Origin of the sequence: Ornithinimicrobium cerasi (assembly GCF_003702705.1) — a bacterium.
In the GTDB taxonomy this organism is placed as follows: domain Bacteria; phylum Actinomycetota; class Actinomycetes; order Actinomycetales; family Dermatophilaceae; genus Ornithinicoccus; species Ornithinicoccus cerasi.
In genome coordinates this window covers 53194-68766 of the sequence record NZ_QZMN01000006.1, presented here as the reverse complement: position 1 = coordinate 68766, position 15573 = coordinate 53194, and the positions used below count along the sequence as shown (strand labels likewise).

Below are 15573 nucleotides of genomic sequence, written 5' to 3'. Positions count from 1 at the left end.
CCGGGGGAGAACACGATGAGCACCACCGCACCGCACCGACCGACGCCGGGCTACCGGCCACGGACCGCCGCCGACCACCTCCCCCGCCCCGCGGGCGAGGGCCGGTCGGTCGGGCGCGGGCTGCTGGCCGCCCTCGGCCTGCTGCTGCTGGTGGTCGGCGTGCCAGCTGCCCTCGTCTCCCTCGTGGGGAACCCGCTGCCCTCGTCGCTGCCGGACCGGAGCTGGCTGACCGCGCCGATCACCGCGGACGCGCTCATCTCGATCTTCGCGGTGCTGGTGTGGGTGGTCTGGGCGCACTTCGTCCTCTGCCTGCTCACCGAGCTCCGCGCGGCCCGGGCCGGGCGGATGCCCGGCCTCGTCCCCGCCGGCGGGGGCTCCCAGCTGCTGGCCCGGCGCCTGGTCGCCGGCGTCCTGCTGCTGGCCGGGTCCGCCACGATGACCGGGCACGCCCCCGGTCAGGAGGGTGTCCCGGGGGCCGCGGTCGTCAGCACCGACGCCGGCGCGGCAGCGCACTCCGGTGGCCCGGCCCTGGCCGACGGGGCCGACGCCGGCCCGGTCGCGCGTGCGGCCGACGGCGTGGAGGCGCTGACGGCGGGTGCCGCGGCTGCGGCCACCGCCGAGCGGCAGCAGCCGACCGTGACGAAGTTCTACGAGGTGAACCCGCCCTCGGGCCGTCACCACGACACCCTCTGGGACATCGCCGACCGCACCCTCGGCGACCCGTTCCGCTACAAGGAGATCTTCGAGCTGAACAAGGACCGGGTGCAGCCCGACGGTCGGCGTCTGATCGACGCCGACCTCATCCAGCCCGGCTGGCAGCTCGTCATGCCCGCGGACGCGACCGGCCCCGACATCGCCTCGGTCCGCACCCACACGCCGCTGACCCGGTCCACGACCGAGGTCGCCACGGACGCGCTCGCCGGTGGTGGCCGGGTGGGCGTCGCCGAGGCGGGTGCTGCGAGGACCGACGGCGTCCGCGCGGGGCACCTGCAGGGCGGTGCCGCCGTCGATGGCGCGGGCGCTGCGGAGGCCTCCGACGCGGCGTCCCGGGACGTCGCCCCGCCCACCGGGTCCTCGGTCGACCTCGGCGAGCTCGCGCTCGGGGGCGGGATGGTGCTGGCCGGCCTGGCCCTGGCCCTGGGCAGCCGCCGCGGACCGTACGGCACCCCCGGTGCGGAGGAGCAGGCGCTGCGCCTCGCCGGCGACCCGGGGCGGGCCGACCTGCTCGACCGCGCGCTGCGCCACCTCGCGGCCGGCCGGCGGCAGCAGGCCCTCCCGCTGCCCGACGCCGCCGTGGTCTACCTGGACGACGACCAGGTGATCGTCCACCTCGCCGTGGTGGACGACCCCGGCCTGCCTCCCGCCCCGTGGCGCGCCACCGAGGGGGGCCGCGTCTGGTCGGTCTCCTCGGGCGACCTCGTCGGCCAGCAGCCGACCGGGGGCGCACCCTGGCCGGGGCTGGTGGCGCTCGCGCGCACGCACGGCTACGACGTGCTCGTCGACCTCGAGCACGCTCCCGGGCTGGTCAGCGTGGGCGGATCCGCGGAGGTCGCCCGCGAGGTCGTCCTCTCGATGGTCGTCGACCTCGTCACCCACCCGTGGTCGGACTCCGTCGACGTCACGCTCGTCGGCTTCGCCGGCCACGAGGCCCTCGCCGAGCTCGCCCCCGGGCGCGTCCGGACGGTCGTCTCGATCGACGAGGCGCTGGCCGGGGCCCGCCGTGACGCCGAACGACGGACCGCCCTGCTGCGAGGGCTCGGCGTCGACGGCGTGCTGGCCGGCCGGCTCGCCGGCTCCGGGCGCGAGCTGCGCCCGCACGTCCTCGTCCTGTCGGGGGACCCCAGTCCGGAGCAGGCCCAGCAGCTCACCGACCTCACCGGCGGCGGGCGGTCCGGCCTCGCGGCCGTGTGCGTGGGCCAGAGCCTGGCCGCGCGGTGGCGGTTCGGCGTCGACCAGGGCGGCACCCTCGACCTGGGCGTCCTCGGGGTGAGCGGCACCGCGCGTCGGCTGCGGCACGAGGACCTGGCCCTGGTCGCGGGATGGGTGCGCTCCGCCGCCGCGGACGCCGCGGAGGCCACCTCCACGACCGCCGCACTCGACCCGGCGGGTGCCCTCCGTACCCTCCCCGACGAGGGCCGGCGCCTCGCCGCGGCCGCGCGGCCGATGTCTGCGCCCGGGACGGCGCGCGCCTCCGTGGGGCTGCTCGGCCCCGTCCTGGTCTCCGCGCAGGGGACGCTCAACCCCGCCCGGGAGCAGCTGCTCACCGAGCTCGTCACGCTCGTGGCGCTGCACCCCGAGGGTGTCCACGACGCGGTCCTGCGGGTCTCGCTGTGGCCGCGGGGGGTGGAGGACGACGTCGTCACCGCGACCCTGGCGGCGGCCGTGCAGTGGCTGGGCACGGACGCCGACGGCACCCCTCTCCTCGACAACCGCGAGGGTCGCTGGCAGCTGTCGCCGCAGGTGCACGTCGACTGGCTCGAGCTCGTCGCGGTGGCCGGTGACGCGGCAGACGACCGCCGTCGGGTCACCGACCTGCTCACCCGCGCCCGCGGGGAGGCGTTCTCGGGCACCCCGGTGGGGCGCTACACCTGGCTCGCCTTCCACCAGGCGGCGCGCGACGCGCGCGTGCTCGTCACGGCAGTGGCTCGACGCGCCGCCGCCGCCCACGCCTCGGCGCAGGACGCCCCCCTCGCCGAGCAGACGCTCCGCGCGGCGCTGCAGCTGGTCCCCCGGTCCCAGGCGCTGTGGCGCGACCTGGTCCGTCTGACCGGTGGGGGCGACCCCGGCGCGGCCGGCGCGGTCGTCGCCGAGCTGCACCGGGCCCTGGGTCACCACCGCGACGGCCTCGAGCCGGAGACGGTCGCCCTGGTCGAGCACCTCCTGCCCGACGGACGAGAGCTCGGGTGATCGGGTGCGGCTGATGATCACGGTGGTCGTCGCGCAGCCCGACGGCCCCGCCGCAGCCGACCACCCGCACCCGCACGACCTCGTCGTCGACGCCGAGGACGACGCCACCGTCGGCGACCTCGCCCGTGCCCTCGCCCGGCACCTCCCCGGGCCGCACCGCCCAGCCGTCCCGGCAGCGCGCGCGGGGTCGCACCTGCGGGTCGTCCGGGAGGGTGAGAGCCCCACGGCGACGGGTGTGCTGACCGCAGACGGCGACGGCGACGACGTCGCCGACGCAGGCGTCGACCTGCCCGTCCCCCTGCTGTTCGCCGGCCCCGCACCCCTGGACCCGGCGCAGCCGCTGGCGTCCAGCCGGGTGCGGCACGGCGTCCTCGTCGGTCTCGGCCGACCCGTCGAGGACCTCCTGGCCGAGCCGCGCGGGCTCGTCGAGGTCCGGGTGGCGTCGGGGCCCGGGGCCGGGCTGGTCGTCCGCCTGACCACCGGCGACCATGTCGTCGGTACCTCCGCCCACGCCTCCGTGCGGCTGCCGCAGATCGGGCTGCCCGAGGAGTGCCTCACCCTGCGGGTCCACCCGGACGGCCGGGTCGAGCTCACCCCCGGACCGGAGGTGGGCGGCATACTCCAGCAGCCGGTATGGCGCTCGCGTCCCCTCCCCGGTCCGATCGTGCTGGACGCGGAGGCCGAGATCCGGGAGCGGCGGGCGGGGGAGAGCACCTACCAGGAGCTGCCGCCGGGCACCCGGGTGCGCAGCCCCGACGACGCGGCACCCCTCGTCCACCTGGACCGGGAGGAGGTGCAGCCCGGGCAGGACTGGGTCGCGGGACAGGCGCTCGCCGTGGGTCCCTGCCTGCTGGAGCTGGTCGCGCCCACCGCGCCGGACGCGTCCCTCTCGCCGAGCCCCCAGGGCGCGACGCTGGACTTCAACCGGCCCCCGCGCCTGCTCCCCGCCGCCCGGCCGACGGAGTTCGTGCTGCCGACCGAGCCGAAGCGCCCGCTGGGCCAGCAGATCCCATGGGCGTTCATCTTCCTGCCGGCCGTCGCCGGGCTGGCGATGTTCCTCATCACCCAGCGCGCGTACGTCCTCATCTTCATCGCCCTCACCCCGCTGATGGCGATCGCCAACTGGTTCTCCGGCCGGTCGCAGGAGCGCAAGCGCTACAAGGCCGACTTCGCCGAGTACACGCTGCGCATGCGCAAGGTCCAGCAGAGCGCGTTGGAGGCGCTGGCCGAGGAGCGGACCGCGCGGCGTCGTGACTTCGCCGACCCGGCCGAGGTGCTGATGACCGCGATCGGGCCGCGCGCCCGGCTGTGGGAGCGCCGTCGCACCGACCCCGACTGGCTCGTCGCCCGGTTCGGCACCGCCGACCAGGTCTCCCGGGTCGCGGTCAAGGCCAAGGAGCGCGAGGAGCACGAGGGCGACATCGTCTGGACCGCGCCCGACGTGCCGGTGACCGTCGGGCTGGCCGAGGCCGGGGTCACCGGCGTCGCCGGCCCGCGCCGCCGGGAGCTGGCGAGGTGGGTGGTCGCGCAGCTGGCGGTGCTCCACTCGCCGGTCGACCTCGACCTGACCCTGCTCACGGCCCCCGACGGCGAGGCCGACTGGCACTGGGCCCGCTGGCTGCCGCACCTGCGTTCCGACGACGGCGACCCCGAGCTGGCCCAGGTCGGGGTCGACGACGAGACGACCGCCCGCCGCATCGCCGAGCTGGGCGCCGAGCTGGAGCGCCGCCTCGCGCAGGCCGGGTCCTCCTCGTTCGCCACCTCCGCACGCACCTTCGACCCCGTGCTCGTCGTGCTCGACGGCTCGCGTCGGCTGCGGCTGCTGCCGGGCATGATCCCGCTGCTGCAGCACGGGCCGTCCGTGCAGATGACCTTCCTCTGCCTCGACGAGGACGAGCGCCTCCTCCCGGAGGAGTGCTCCGCGGTGGTCCAGGCGGACGAGCCCCTCATGACGGTGCGGGTCACCGAGCGCTGGGTGGTCGAGGGGGTGCGTCCCGACCTGGTCAGCACCGCGTGGGCGGAGCGGGTCGCCCGGGCGGTCTCCCCGGTCCGGGACGTCTCGGCGCAGGACGCCGCCGCGTCGATCCCGACCGCGAGCCGCCTCCTCGACGTGCTGCGCCTCGACCCGCCGACCGGTGCCGCGGTCGAGGACCTGTGGCGCCAGGTCGGGAGGACCACGACGGCGGTGATCGGCGAGGGGGTCGAGGGGCCGTTCGCCGTCGACCTGGTCCGCGACGGGCCGCACGGCCTGGTGGCCGGCACCACCGGGTCCGGCAAGTCCGAGCTCCTCCAGACGGTCATCGCCTCGCTCGCGGTGCGCAACCGCCCCGACGAGATGACGTTCGTGCTCATCGACTACAAGGGTGGCGCGGCCTTCAAGGACTGCAACCGGCTGCCGCACACGGTCGGCATGGTGACCGACCTCGACGGCCACCTCACCGGACGCGCGCTGGAGTCGCTCGGGGCCGAGCTGCGACGGCGCGAGCACCAGCTGGCCGCGGCCGACGCCAAGGACATCGAGGACTACCTCGCCGCGCGCGGACCGGGCGACGCCCCGATGCCGCGCCTGCTCATCGTCATCGACGAGTTCGCGGCGCTCGTCGCCGAGCTGCCGGACTTCGTCACCGGCCTCGTCGACATCGCCCGCAGGGGCCGCTCGCTGGGGGTGCACCTCATCCTGGCGACGCAGCGCCCCGCCGGCGTGGTGAGCGCCGAGATCAAGTCCAACACCAACCTGCGGATCGCGCTGCGCGTCACCGACGCGAACGACTCGCAGGACGTCATCGAGTCCCGCGACGCCGCCGAGATCTCCAAGGCGACCCCGGGCCGCGCCTACGCCCGCCTCGGCCACTCCAGCCTCATCCCCTTCCAGTCGTCCCGGGTCGGCGGTCGGGCGCGGGGCCGGGGCCGCACCGCGCAGGTGCGCTTGAGGGGTATGCCGTTCCGCGAGCTGGGCGTGGCACCGCCCGCCGCGGCCGTCGCCGAGGAGGACGCGAGCGTGCCGACCGACCTCGCCGCCCTCGTGCTCGCCTGCCAGGAGGCCAGCGAGAGCTCGGGGGTGCAGGCCCCGCCGAGCCCCTGGCTGCCGGCCCTCGAGGACGGGGTGACCATGGCGGACGTGCTCGCGGCGCACCCGCACGGCATACCCTCCGCGGAGCGCCTCGTGCTCCCGCTGGGGGTGGTGGACCTGCCCGCCGAGCAGCGTCGTGACGTGGCGACCTACGACCTCGAGCGCGGGGCCCACCTGGCGATCGTCGGGGCGTCGCGCAGCGGGCGCTCGACCGCACTGCGGGCCCTCGTCGGCGCCGTCGCGCGCGATCTGTCCCCGGCCGACGTGCACGTCTACGGCATCGACAACGGCAACAACGCGCTGCTGCCCCTGCAGGCGATGCCGCACGTGGGCGCGGTCGTCGCACGGGACCAGACCGACCGGATGGAGCGTCTGATCGGCCGCCTGAGGGACCTGATCAGCGCCCGTCAGCAGCAGCTCGCCGAGGCCGGCTTCGCCGACGTGACCGAGCAGCGGGCCGCCGTCCCCGAGGAGGAGCGCCTGCCCTACGTGCTCATCCTCTTCGACCGGTGGGAGGGGTTCTTCCAGGCCTACGACGGGCTCGACGGTGGCCGGCTCGTGGTGGCCTTCCAGCAGATCCTCCAGGAGGGTGCCGCGGTGGGTGTGCGGGTGGTGATGACGGGGGACCGGTCGCTGAGCCTGGGCCGGATGGCGACCCTGCTCGACGACAAGCTCATGCTGCGGATGACCGACCCCGGCGACTTCAGCACGATCGGCATGCCGACCAAGAAGGTGCCGGACAGCATGGTGGAGGGGCGGGGCTTCCGGGCCGACGGGCTGCGCGAGACGCAGGTGGCCCTCCTGGACGTCGACCCCTCCGGCACCGCCCAGGTCCGGGCGCTGCAGTCCCTCGCCCGCGCCAGCACCGCACGGTATGCCGACCTGCCGCGCTCCCGCCGGCCCTTCCACGTCGACGTGCTGCCGGTGCGGGTCGACGCGGCCGAGGCGGACCGGCTCGCGGCCCAGGAGGCGGCGGAGGGGCTCGTGGTCGCCGCCACCTCCCTTCCCGTCGCGGTCGGGGGAGACACGCTGGGGCTGCGCCACCTCGACGCCGTCGACCACGGGCCGGGCCTCCTCGTCACCGGCGCGAGACGCACCGGGAGGTCCACCGTCCTGCGGCAGCTGGCGACGGCGGCCCTGGGTCGTGGCTGGCACGTCGCGGTCGTCACCCCGCGCGCCAGCCCGTTGCGCGAGCTGACGGGGCCGGGGGTGTGGGGGCCGTGGGACCTGTCCAGCGACCAGACGCAGGTGCCCGCCGAGCTCGCGCGGCTCGTGGCCGACCCGACGCCGCTCCTCGTGGTCGTCGACGACGCGGAGCTGGTCGGGGCGGACGGCTGGCTCGCGGACGCCCTGGTGCGCACCCTGGAGTCGATGCGGGACACCGACAACCTCCTCGTCGGGGCCGGCAACCCCGCCGACCTGCAGGCGCACTACCGGGGCCCCGCAGCCGTGCTGAAGAAGTCGGGCAGCGGGGTCATGCTGGCGCCCCAGTCGAGCGCTGACGCGGACCTGTTCGGTGCACGTCTGAACCGGTCGGCCTACGGTCAGCCGATGGCCCCCGGCGGTGGCTACCTGGTGCTGTCCGGGCAGGCGGCCCGGGTGCAGGTGATCTGGCCGGGCTGACCGACGGCGCCCAGCCGCCCGTGGCAGTTCCCTGCCACTCGTGGGTCGTGGCAGACATCGGCCAGGGACGCGGTGGACAGGGTCCGACAGGTCTGCCTATGGTGAGGACCGATCGCACCGCCGAGGGTAACTGTGGGGGGTGCGGTCCTGACCTGAAACACCCTCGGAAAGGACATCATCATGGCTGTTGGTGGCGAGCTCGCAACCCTGCGGGACCTGCACAGGACCCTGGACACGTCGGCCCAGGACATCACCCGGATCGCCGGCGACGTCGACCGTTCGCTCGGGAGCGCGGTCTGGACCGGCACGAACTCGGAGAAGTTCCGTGACGCCTGGTCCACGTTCAAGCCCACCCTGACCCCCAAGCTGGTCGAGGCGCTGAACGAGGCCAAGGAGGACATCCGGACCCAGCACAACAACCTGGCGGCGGCGACCGGCGAGGCCGACCGCATCTGAGACCAGGTGGACGACGCAGGGCCGGGACGCTCGTCCCGGCCCTGCTCTGGTCCCCGGCCCGTGCTCGCGTCCTCGGGGGGAGGACTTGAGGGTCGATCGTCCTCTCTGCGTGTCTCTCGCGATCTCGCTAGACGAGCGCATACAGTCCGATCGTGGATCCCATCCGAAACCCCTACGCCCCCGGTGCCGGGCAGCGTCCGCCCGAGCTCGCCGGCCGGGACGAGCAGCTCGACCGGTTCACCGTCGTCCTGGAGCGCATCCGACGCGGGCGGCCGGAGCGCTCGATGATCCTCACCGGGCTGCGCGGGGTCGGCAAGACCGTCCTGCTCAACGCCCTGCGGTCCGCAGCGGTCCGTGCCCGGTGGGGGACCGGGAAGTACGAGGCACGGCCGGAGCAGGGGATGCGCCGCCCGATGGCCGCGGCGCTGCACGTCGCCGTGCGCGAGCTCGGACACCCGCGCGGCGAGGAGGTGGACCACGTCCTCGGGGTCATCAAGGCGTTCGCGCAGAAGGACCAGCCGGGGGCCAAGCTGCGCGAGCGGTGGAACCCCGGCATCGACGTCCCGGCGGTCACCGGCCGCGCTGACTCGGGCGACATCGAGATCGACCTCGTCGAGCTCTTCACCGACGTGGGCGGGCTCGCCGCGGACGTCGGCAAGGGGGTGGCGATCTTCATCGACGAGATGCAGGACCTGGCGTCGGACGACGTCTCCGCGCTCTGCGCGGCGTGCCACGAGCTGTCGCAGAACGCGCTCCCGGTCATCGTCGTGGGCGCCGGGCTGCCGCACCTCCCCGCGGTGCTCTCGGCGTCGAAGTCCTACTCCGAGCGGCTCTTCCGCTACAACCGCATCGACCGGCTCTCGCGCGAGGCAGCGGCCCGCGCGCTCCAGTCCCCCGCCGAGGACGAGGGCGCCACCTGGTCCACGGACGCTCTGGGGGAGATGTATGCCGCGACCGGCGGCTACCCCTACTTCATCCAGGCCTACGGCAAGGAGGTCTGGGACCTCGCCCCGGCGTCACCGATCACCGCCGAGGACGTGCGCGTCGGCTCGCCCGAGGCGGAGGCCGAGCTGGCGGTCGGCTTCTTCGGGTCCCGCTACGAGCGCGCGACGCCGGGGGAGCGGGAGTACCTCCGGGCCATGGCCGAGGTGGCGGCCGAGCGACTGGCCGAGGGTGAGGACGTCGACGAGGTCGGGTCGGTCGCCACGGCGGACCTGGCCGCGCACCTGGGCCGGAAGCCGCAGTCCCTCTCCCCGGCGCGCGACGCCCTGCTGAAGAAGGGCCTCATCTACTCCGGCGAACGTGGCCGGATCGCGTTCACGGTGCCGCACTTCGGCAGGTACCTGCTCTCCCAGTCCTGACGCGTATCACCGCCCGACGGGCCGGGCTGCCGAGCCAACCCGCATGCCATTGACCACGCCATACAGCACCGGACGGGCTCAGAAGGTGCTGCTGAGCCACCACCACAGCAGGAGGCCCTCCGTCGCCATGCCGAGTGCCAGGCCGAGGACGAAGCCGGCTCCCCACTCACGCAGGCGGGGCACCAGGACGACAACTCCGGCGATGGCCACCGCCGGCAGCGGGGAGAAGGAGGCGATCTGATCGACCCAGCCCCAGCGCCCGCTCAGCGGGTCGAGCGCCAGCCCGAGGGCCATCTGCAGGACCAGACCACCCGGGAGGCCCAGGAGGAACCCCCAGATGAATCCGAAGGTCGTGAGGGTCCCCTCGGAGGTGCCCGGTGCCGACCGCGTACTCGATCCCATGCCGTGAGCGTAGACCCGACGGGCCACCCGGGGTGGAAAGTTGTGAGGTGGAGCGAAGGAAGAACCCGCACGAACGCGTCGACCTTGTCGCGCCAATGCGTTCAGTGGATTCTCTTGAATCCCTCTCGCTCTTCCTGCCCCTGGGCGATGCGTGCCAGAGCGGCCATGTGTCGTTCGAGCGCTTGCTGACCGACGGGAGTGAGTCGTACCCAGGCGACTCGTCGAGCATCCGCGCGTTCGGCGGAGGTGGTCTTGCTGATCGAGACATATCCCGCCTCCGTCAGCGCCTTCAGGTGGCGGGAGACTTGTGAGGCCGGTAGTTCGAGGGCGGCTTCCAGTGTCCTGAAAGCCAGAGCGTCCACGTTCCGCAGAAGACCGCAGATCCGTAAGCGTGCGGGGAAGTGAATCAGCTCATCGAATTTCGGCTCCGGTGGTCTCACGCCCGCAATCCGTCTCGCGCCCACCGGTCCGACACCGTGACGACGAAGTAGGTGACCGTTCCGGCGGCCAGCGCGGGCACCACTGTCCAGCCAGCCTTGTCGACCGACCCTAGTGCGAGCGAGACGGAGTACATCGCGAGCGTGAACAACAGCCAGAGGACCCCCAGCGACCACTGCCGCGGACCGGACCTTCGGACCTTGATCCCGGTCTGAGCTCGGACCAGGTAGACCACGAGGGCTGCGCCGGCGAGAGCGAGGACATAACCAGTGGTGCGGTCACTCATGGAGGCTGATGCCACCCAAAGCCCCGCGACCAGTGCCAAGAGTGTCGGGGCCCACCACGGCGTAGATGTCAGTGCCGCCACGCGGGATCGGTCATCACGCATCTGCTGCAGCGTGGATGTGGCGCTGTCGGGGGAGATGTGGCTCATGACTGCACAGTAGACAATCAGTTGCGTAATGTGCAAGTCATTTGATGCAACTCAACCTTGCGGGCCTGGACCGGAGTCCCTGACTGCGGCATACCCTGGCCCCGTGACCCAGGCCGAGTGGGACCGGGCAGCCGCCACCTTCGACGACGATCCCGACCACGGGTTGGCCTCGCCGACGGTCCGGGAGTCCTGGCGACGGCTGCTCATCTCGGTCCTGCCGCCTGCGCCGGCGCAGGTGGCGGACCTCGGCTGCGGGACGGGCACGCTCACGAGGTTGCTGACCGATCAGGGCTACGACGTCCACGGTCTCGACCTCTCGCCACGGATGATCGAGCGCGCCCGCCTCAAGGTGCCCGGGGCGAGGTTCGTCGTCGGCGATGCCAGCACACCTGCCCTGGCAGCCGGGGGGTATGACGTGGTGCTGAGCCGGCACGTGCTGTGGGCTCTCCCGGACCCCAGGGCGGCGTTCGCGCGGTGGGTCGGCCTGCTGCGGCCGGGCGGGACGATGGTGCTCGTCGAGGGGCGGTGGTCCACGGGTGCGGGCCTGACCGCGACGCAGACCGAGCTGATCGTGCGGGGCATCTTCCAGGACGTGCAGCTGACGCGCCTCCCCCAGCCCGTCTACTGGGGCGGCCCCATCACGGACGAGCGCTACCTGGTGGTGGCCCGGCGGACCGGTCCGGCTCCAGCTGGGTGAGGAGCCGCTGAAGAAGACTGCGGAGGGCGCGGCCGTCCGCCTCCGTCATCCCCATGCCCTGGACGAGCCGGGCCGGGACGTCGGCCACCCGGGCGCGCAGGTCCTTGCCCTGGTCGGTCACCGACACGAGGACGCGACGCTCGTCGAGGCGGTCCCGGGCCCGGGTGACCAGGCCCGCCGCCTCCATCCGCTTGAGCAGGGGCGTCAGCGTGCCGGAGTCGAGGTGCAGCCGCACCCCCAGGTCGCCGACGCTCAGCGGGCCGTCGGCCTCCCACAGCGCCAGCAGCGAGAGGTACTGGGGATAGGTCAGGCCGACCTCGTCCAGCAGCTGGGCGTAGCGACGGGTCACCGCGCGGGACGCGGCATACAGCGGCAGGCAGATCTGCTGGTCGAGCGCGAGCTGGGGGAAGTCGTCCACCCCTCCAGAATACCGTTTGCCTAAACCCATTGTGAACAATATAGTTGCACGCATGACGCCTCTCTACACAGCCTCTGCCGTCGCGACCGGGAACGGCCGCGACGGTCGCGTCGAGTCGACCGACGGCCTCCTGGCCATGGACGTCCGGACCCCCGAGGAGCTGGGTGGGCCGGGAGGGGCCACCAACCCTGAGCAGCTGTTCGCCGCCGGCTACGCCGCCTGCTTCCACTCCGCGCTGCGGCTGGTCGCCCAGAGGACCGGCGCAGACGTCAGCGACTCCGAGGTGGTCGCCGACGTGTCCCTCGGGCACCACGCCGACGGCGGGTTCGGCCTGGCGGTCGGTCTCGAGGTCACGCTGCCGCGCGTCCAGCCCGAGGCTGCCGAGCAGCTGGTCCAGCAGGCGCACCAGGTCTGCCCCTACTCCAACGCGACCCGGGGCAACGTCGAGGTCACCCTCAGCGTCGCCTGACCGGCACCGGGGGTCCGGCGTTACCGTGACGTCATGCAGGTGCGCGTGCCGCCGGACCTCGGCACAGGGCCGGGGAGGAGGGCCTCGCGTGCACGCGCGGTGTCCGCCGTGGCCGCGGGCACGATGGTCGCGGCGCTCGGAGGGTGCTCGGCAGGCGGGGGGGACGGCGCGACCGCCACGCCGACCGAGGCGTCGCCACCGCCCGGACTCACCGCGACCCTCTACCAGACCCGCATGGACGTCGCCGTCCGGCAGGTCGAGATCCGGATGAACAACGGCACCGGGTCCGAGGTGACTCTCAGCGACGTGCGACTGCGCTCCTCCGGCTTCCAGGACCCGATGCCCTACGCCAGGGACAGCACCGTCCTCGGCGCGGGGCGGGTCGTCGACCTCCCGGTCGCGCTGGGCCCCCCCGTCTGCCAGGACCGGCCGGCCGTCCACACCGTGAGCCTCGACTACCGGCTGGCCGACGGCTCCGCAGGCTCGGTCGAGATCCCCGCGATGGACGACCGCAGCCAGGTCGAGGCCCTGCTCGCGGCCGAGTGCTTCGCCGAACGCGTCGAGGAGGTCGCCGGCCTGGAGATCAGCGGGCCGCCGAACGAGCGCGAGGTCGACGGCGTCCGGGTCGCCGACCTGGCGGTCGTCATCACGCCGGCCGGCGCCGGACGGCTCGACATCGGTCGGGTCGGCAGCACCACGTTGCTGCAGCCGGTGGACCCGGCGACGGGGGACCGCCTCCCCGACGGGTATGACGTCGGCCTCACCGTGACAGGTACCGCGATGACCAGGTTCGTCGTCTCCCTCGTCCCGAACCGCTGCGACGCCCACGCCGTGGCCGAGGACAAGCAGGGCACGCTCCTGCCCGTGACCGTCACGCTCGACGGCGAGCAGGGACGGGTGCGGCTCGTCTCCCCGCCGGAGGTGACCGCGTGGCTCTACGACTTCGTCCGTCGGGCCTGCTCGCCCTGACCCCGTCGCTCTGACACTCTGCTCCCATCAGCATCCAGCCGAGGAGCAGCATGACGACGCACGACCCATCCGCAGGCCGCGACCGCCCGGACCACGAGCCGGTGGCCGACCCGCACAGCGCCACCCCCGCCCAGCTGGACACGGGGACCCACGACACCGCCCGGGCCGAGCTCTCGGCGCAGCAGGCGGCGCACCGCGCCGGGCTGCTGCGCACCGGCGAGCGCGCGCACCCTGCGACGGGCGGCGCACCGAGGAACGCGCTGGACCGGTTCTTCGGGATCAGCTCCTCCGGCTCGACCGTGCCGGTCGAGGTCCGGGCCGGGCTGACCACGTTCCTGACGATGAGCTACATCATCTTCGTCAACCCCCAGGTGCTCGGCGCCGCCATCGACGTGGGTCCCACCACCTTCGTGCAGCTGCTCTCGGTGACCTGCATCGCCGCGATGGTGGGCACCCTGTTCATGGGGCTCATCGCCCGCTACCCCTTCGCACAGGCGCCCGGGATGGGGCTGAACGCCTTCTTCGCCTACACCGTCGTGCTCGGGATGGGCGTGGCCTGGCAGACGGCGCTCGGCGCCGTCTTCGTCTCCGGCATCCTCTTCGTGGTCCTGAGCGTCATCGGGGCGCGGCGGGCCATCGTCCAGGCCATCCCGATGGGGCTCAAGCTGGCGATCACGGCGGGGATCGGGTCGTTCCTCGCGCTCCTGGGCCTGCGCAGCGCCGGCATCGTGGTCGCCAACGAGGCGACGCTCGTCGGGCTGGGCGACCTCGGTGCACCGACGGCGTGGCTGGCGATCATCGGGCTGATCGTCACCGCCGTGCTGCTGCAGCTCAAGGTCAAGGGCGCCATCCTCTGGGGGATCCTCGCCGTCTCGCTGCTGGCGATCGTCGCCCGGGTCGAGGTCTACGCGGGCGGGGCGGACGGCGCGCTGCAGGCCTTCCCCGGCTTCACCGACGGGATCGTCGGCGCGCCGGTGTGGCCCTCCGACCTCGTCGGCCAGATGGACATCATGGGCGCGCTCGGCCTGGGGCTGCTCAGCGTCGTCTTCACCTTCTTCTTCGTCGACTTCTTCGACGCGACCGGCACGCTGACCGGGCTCTCCCAGCGGGCCGGCTACCTCGACGAGAAGGGGGACATGCCGCGAGCCAAGACCGTGTTCTCGATGGACGGGCTCGCTGCGATGTTCGGCGCGTTCATGGGCACGTCCACGACCACGGCCTACGTCGAGAGCGCCTCGGGCATCGAGGAGGGGGGCCGGACCGGCCTCACCGCGACGGTGACCGGGCTGCTCTTCGGCCTCGCCCTGTTCATCTGGCCGCTCGCGGGCGCCATCCCCGGCGCGGCGACCGCGCCCGCGCTCATCCTCATCGGGGCGCTGATGATGGACGGCATCCGGCACATCGAGTGGGACGAGGTCGCCGAGGGCGTCCCGGCGTTCCTGACGATCATCGTCATGCCGCTGACCTTCTCGATCGCCAACGGCGTCTCGATGGGCATCATCAGCTACTGCGCCATCAAGGTCTTCACGGGCCGCGGCAAGGACGTGCACTGGGCGCTCTACATCGTCGCCGCGCTGCTGCTGGCCCGCTACATCTGGCTCGACGCCGGCTGACCCCCTCCGGCGGAATCGATGTGCGGCGCTGTCGTGTCCCAGGCGTCGCCCCGGCGATCACCGTGACACGACAGCGCCCCCGGGCCAGGACCGTGCCTCGGCCCGGCGGGGCAGGACGCCACCCGGACGGGACCGCGGGCGCTACGCTGGCGGGATGGGTCTCAAGGACCGCTTCCGTCAGCTGGGCGACAAGATCGGCGACGCCGCGCGTGACAAGGACGTCGACGAGCCAAGGGTCCGCACCCTTCCCGACCCCGGCGACGCGGCGCCCCAGGACCTGCCGCTCAAGCCGGAGTCCCGGCGCCCCGGGGACGAGGAGCGGGCGCGCATCGCCGCCGGGCTGTCCGCCCTCGATCAGGAGGGCGTCGACGTCGACGACCTCGCCTCGATCGGCGCCGGCTTCGACCGGGCCCTCACCGCCTGGATGAGCGAGCGCTCCAGCGACCACGAGGCCATCGTCGAGCGCTACGCGGTCGCCGTCGGGGAGCACCTGAGCCGGCGCACCGACCTGGCTTGGGAGGTCGTCACCGACGTCTTCGGGACCGACCTCGGCGTGGCGGCGGGCGACTTCGTCGTCGTCCCCTCCAACCTCGTCGCGGTGCGGTGGATGCGCCGGGAGACCGGGTGGATCCCCTCCGTCGTCGGCCACCTGGTCACCCTCCGGACCCGCTGACCCGAGGCCCACGCCGGCCGCGAGGCACCCGAGCACCGGCGGGA

General features: G+C 73.7%; 13 protein-coding genes. 9 read left to right on the top strand and 4 right to left on the bottom strand.

The window, feature by feature from the left end:
* Positions 1-15: 15 nt before the first annotated feature.
* The 4 genes from D4B81_RS08340 (at position 16) to D4B81_RS08325 (ending at position 9417) form a co-directional block, all read left to right on the top strand.
* Complete coding sequence (locus tag D4B81_RS08340; RefSeq protein WP_122261978.1) at positions 16-2907, top strand: LysM peptidoglycan-binding domain-containing protein; 2892 nt, start codon at positions 16-18, stop codon at positions 2905-2907.
* Between the two features lie 13 nt (positions 2908-2920).
* Complete coding sequence (locus D4B81_RS08335) at positions 2921-7600, top strand: FtsK/SpoIIIE domain-containing protein (protein ID WP_237565902.1); 4680 nt, start codon at positions 2921-2923, stop codon at positions 7598-7600.
* A gap of 180 nt (positions 7601-7780) precedes the next feature.
* Positions 7781-8056 (top strand): WXG100 family type VII secretion target, encoded by a 276-nt coding sequence (locus D4B81_RS08330; RefSeq protein ID WP_097189075.1) that lies wholly within the window; start codon positions 7781-7783, stop codon positions 8054-8056.
* Between the two features lie 152 nt (positions 8057-8208).
* Positions 8209-9417 carry an ATP-binding protein gene (locus D4B81_RS08325; protein WP_122261977.1) on the top strand — a complete coding sequence of 403 codons (1209 nt, stop codon included), beginning with the start codon at positions 8209-8211 and terminating at the stop codon, positions 9415-9417.
* 78 nt (positions 9418-9495) lie between these two features.
* On the opposite strand, the gene D4B81_RS08320 is transcribed toward D4B81_RS08325, so the two are convergent.
* From D4B81_RS08320 to D4B81_RS08310, 3 genes are all read right to left on the bottom strand, one after another.
* Positions 9496-9819: a hypothetical protein gene (locus tag D4B81_RS08320; RefSeq protein WP_122261976.1), complete on the bottom strand. Its 324-nt coding sequence runs from the start codon at positions 9817-9819 to the stop codon at positions 9496-9498.
* A gap of 101 nt (positions 9820-9920) precedes the next feature.
* Entirely contained in the window at positions 9921-10259 is a 339-nt protein-coding gene (locus D4B81_RS08315; RefSeq protein ID WP_161965049.1) for a transcriptional regulator, read from the bottom strand.
* Positions 10256-10690, bottom strand: a complete 435-nt coding sequence (locus tag D4B81_RS08310) for a hypothetical protein (RefSeq protein ID WP_122261974.1) — start codon at positions 10688-10690, stop codon at positions 10256-10258. The genes D4B81_RS08315 and D4B81_RS08310 overlap by 4 nt, the downstream gene beginning before the upstream one ends.
* A 103-nt stretch (positions 10691-10793) precedes the next feature.
* On the opposite strand from D4B81_RS08310, the gene D4B81_RS08305 reads away from it, so the two are divergent.
* Positions 10794-11387: a class I SAM-dependent methyltransferase gene (locus D4B81_RS08305; RefSeq protein WP_202613628.1), complete on the top strand. Its 594-nt coding sequence runs from the start codon at positions 10794-10796 to the stop codon at positions 11385-11387.
* Here D4B81_RS08305 and D4B81_RS08300 read toward each other — a convergent pair.
* Positions 11329-11805 carry a MarR family winged helix-turn-helix transcriptional regulator gene (locus tag D4B81_RS08300; RefSeq protein WP_237565900.1) on the bottom strand — a complete coding sequence of 159 codons (477 nt, stop codon included), beginning with the start codon at positions 11803-11805 and terminating at the stop codon, positions 11329-11331. The two genes, D4B81_RS08305 and D4B81_RS08300, sit on opposite strands and share 59 nt — an antisense overlap.
* A gap of 52 nt (positions 11806-11857) precedes the next feature.
* Between D4B81_RS08300 and D4B81_RS08295 the strand changes: the two genes are divergently transcribed.
* From D4B81_RS08295 to D4B81_RS08280, 4 genes are all read left to right on the top strand, one after another.
* Positions 11858-12274, top strand: coding sequence for an organic hydroperoxide resistance protein (locus D4B81_RS08295; RefSeq protein WP_122261971.1), 417 nt, complete (start codon positions 11858-11860; stop codon positions 12272-12274).
* Between the two features lie 33 nt (positions 12275-12307).
* Positions 12308-13243, top strand: coding sequence for a hypothetical protein (locus D4B81_RS08290; protein ID WP_161965048.1), 936 nt, complete (start codon positions 12308-12310; stop codon positions 13241-13243).
* Between the two features lie 50 nt (positions 13244-13293).
* On the top strand, positions 13294-14856 hold the full coding sequence (locus D4B81_RS08285; protein WP_122261969.1) for an NCS2 family permease: 1563 nt from the start codon (positions 13294-13296) through the stop codon (positions 14854-14856).
* Between the two features lie 154 nt (positions 14857-15010).
* Entirely contained in the window at positions 15011-15529 is a 519-nt protein-coding gene (locus D4B81_RS08280; protein WP_122261968.1) for a hypothetical protein, read from the top strand.
* Positions 15530-15573 lie beyond the last annotated feature (44 nt).

Excerpts from the sequence above, each read along its gene's own strand:
- D4B81_RS08290 (WP_161965048.1), top strand. The coding sequence starts at position 12,308 with ATGCAGGTGCGCGTGCCGCCGGACCTCGGCACAGGGCCGGGGAGGAGG.
- D4B81_RS08280 (WP_122261968.1), top strand. The coding sequence starts at position 15,011 with ATGGGTCTCAAGGACCGCTTCCGTCAGCTGGGCGACAAGATCGGCGAC.
- D4B81_RS08320 (WP_122261976.1), bottom strand. The coding sequence starts at position 9,819 with ATGGGATCGAGTACGCGGTCGGCACCGGGCACCTCCGAGGGGACCCTC.
- D4B81_RS08285 (WP_122261969.1), top strand. The coding sequence starts at position 13,294 with ATGACGACGCACGACCCATCCGCAGGCCGCGACCGCCCGGACCACGAG.
- D4B81_RS08340 (WP_122261978.1), top strand. The coding sequence starts at position 16 with ATGAGCACCACCGCACCGCACCGACCGACGCCGGGCTACCGGCCACGG.
- D4B81_RS08295 (WP_122261971.1), top strand. The coding sequence starts at position 11,858 with ATGACGCCTCTCTACACAGCCTCTGCCGTCGCGACCGGGAACGGCCGC.
- D4B81_RS08310 (WP_122261974.1), bottom strand. The coding sequence starts at position 10,690 with ATGAGCCACATCTCCCCCGACAGCGCCACATCCACGCTGCAGCAGATG.
- D4B81_RS08335 (WP_237565902.1), top strand. The coding sequence starts at position 2,921 with ATGATCACGGTGGTCGTCGCGCAGCCCGACGGCCCCGCCGCAGCCGAC.
- D4B81_RS08330 (WP_097189075.1), top strand. The coding sequence starts at position 7,781 with ATGGCTGTTGGTGGCGAGCTCGCAACCCTGCGGGACCTGCACAGGACC.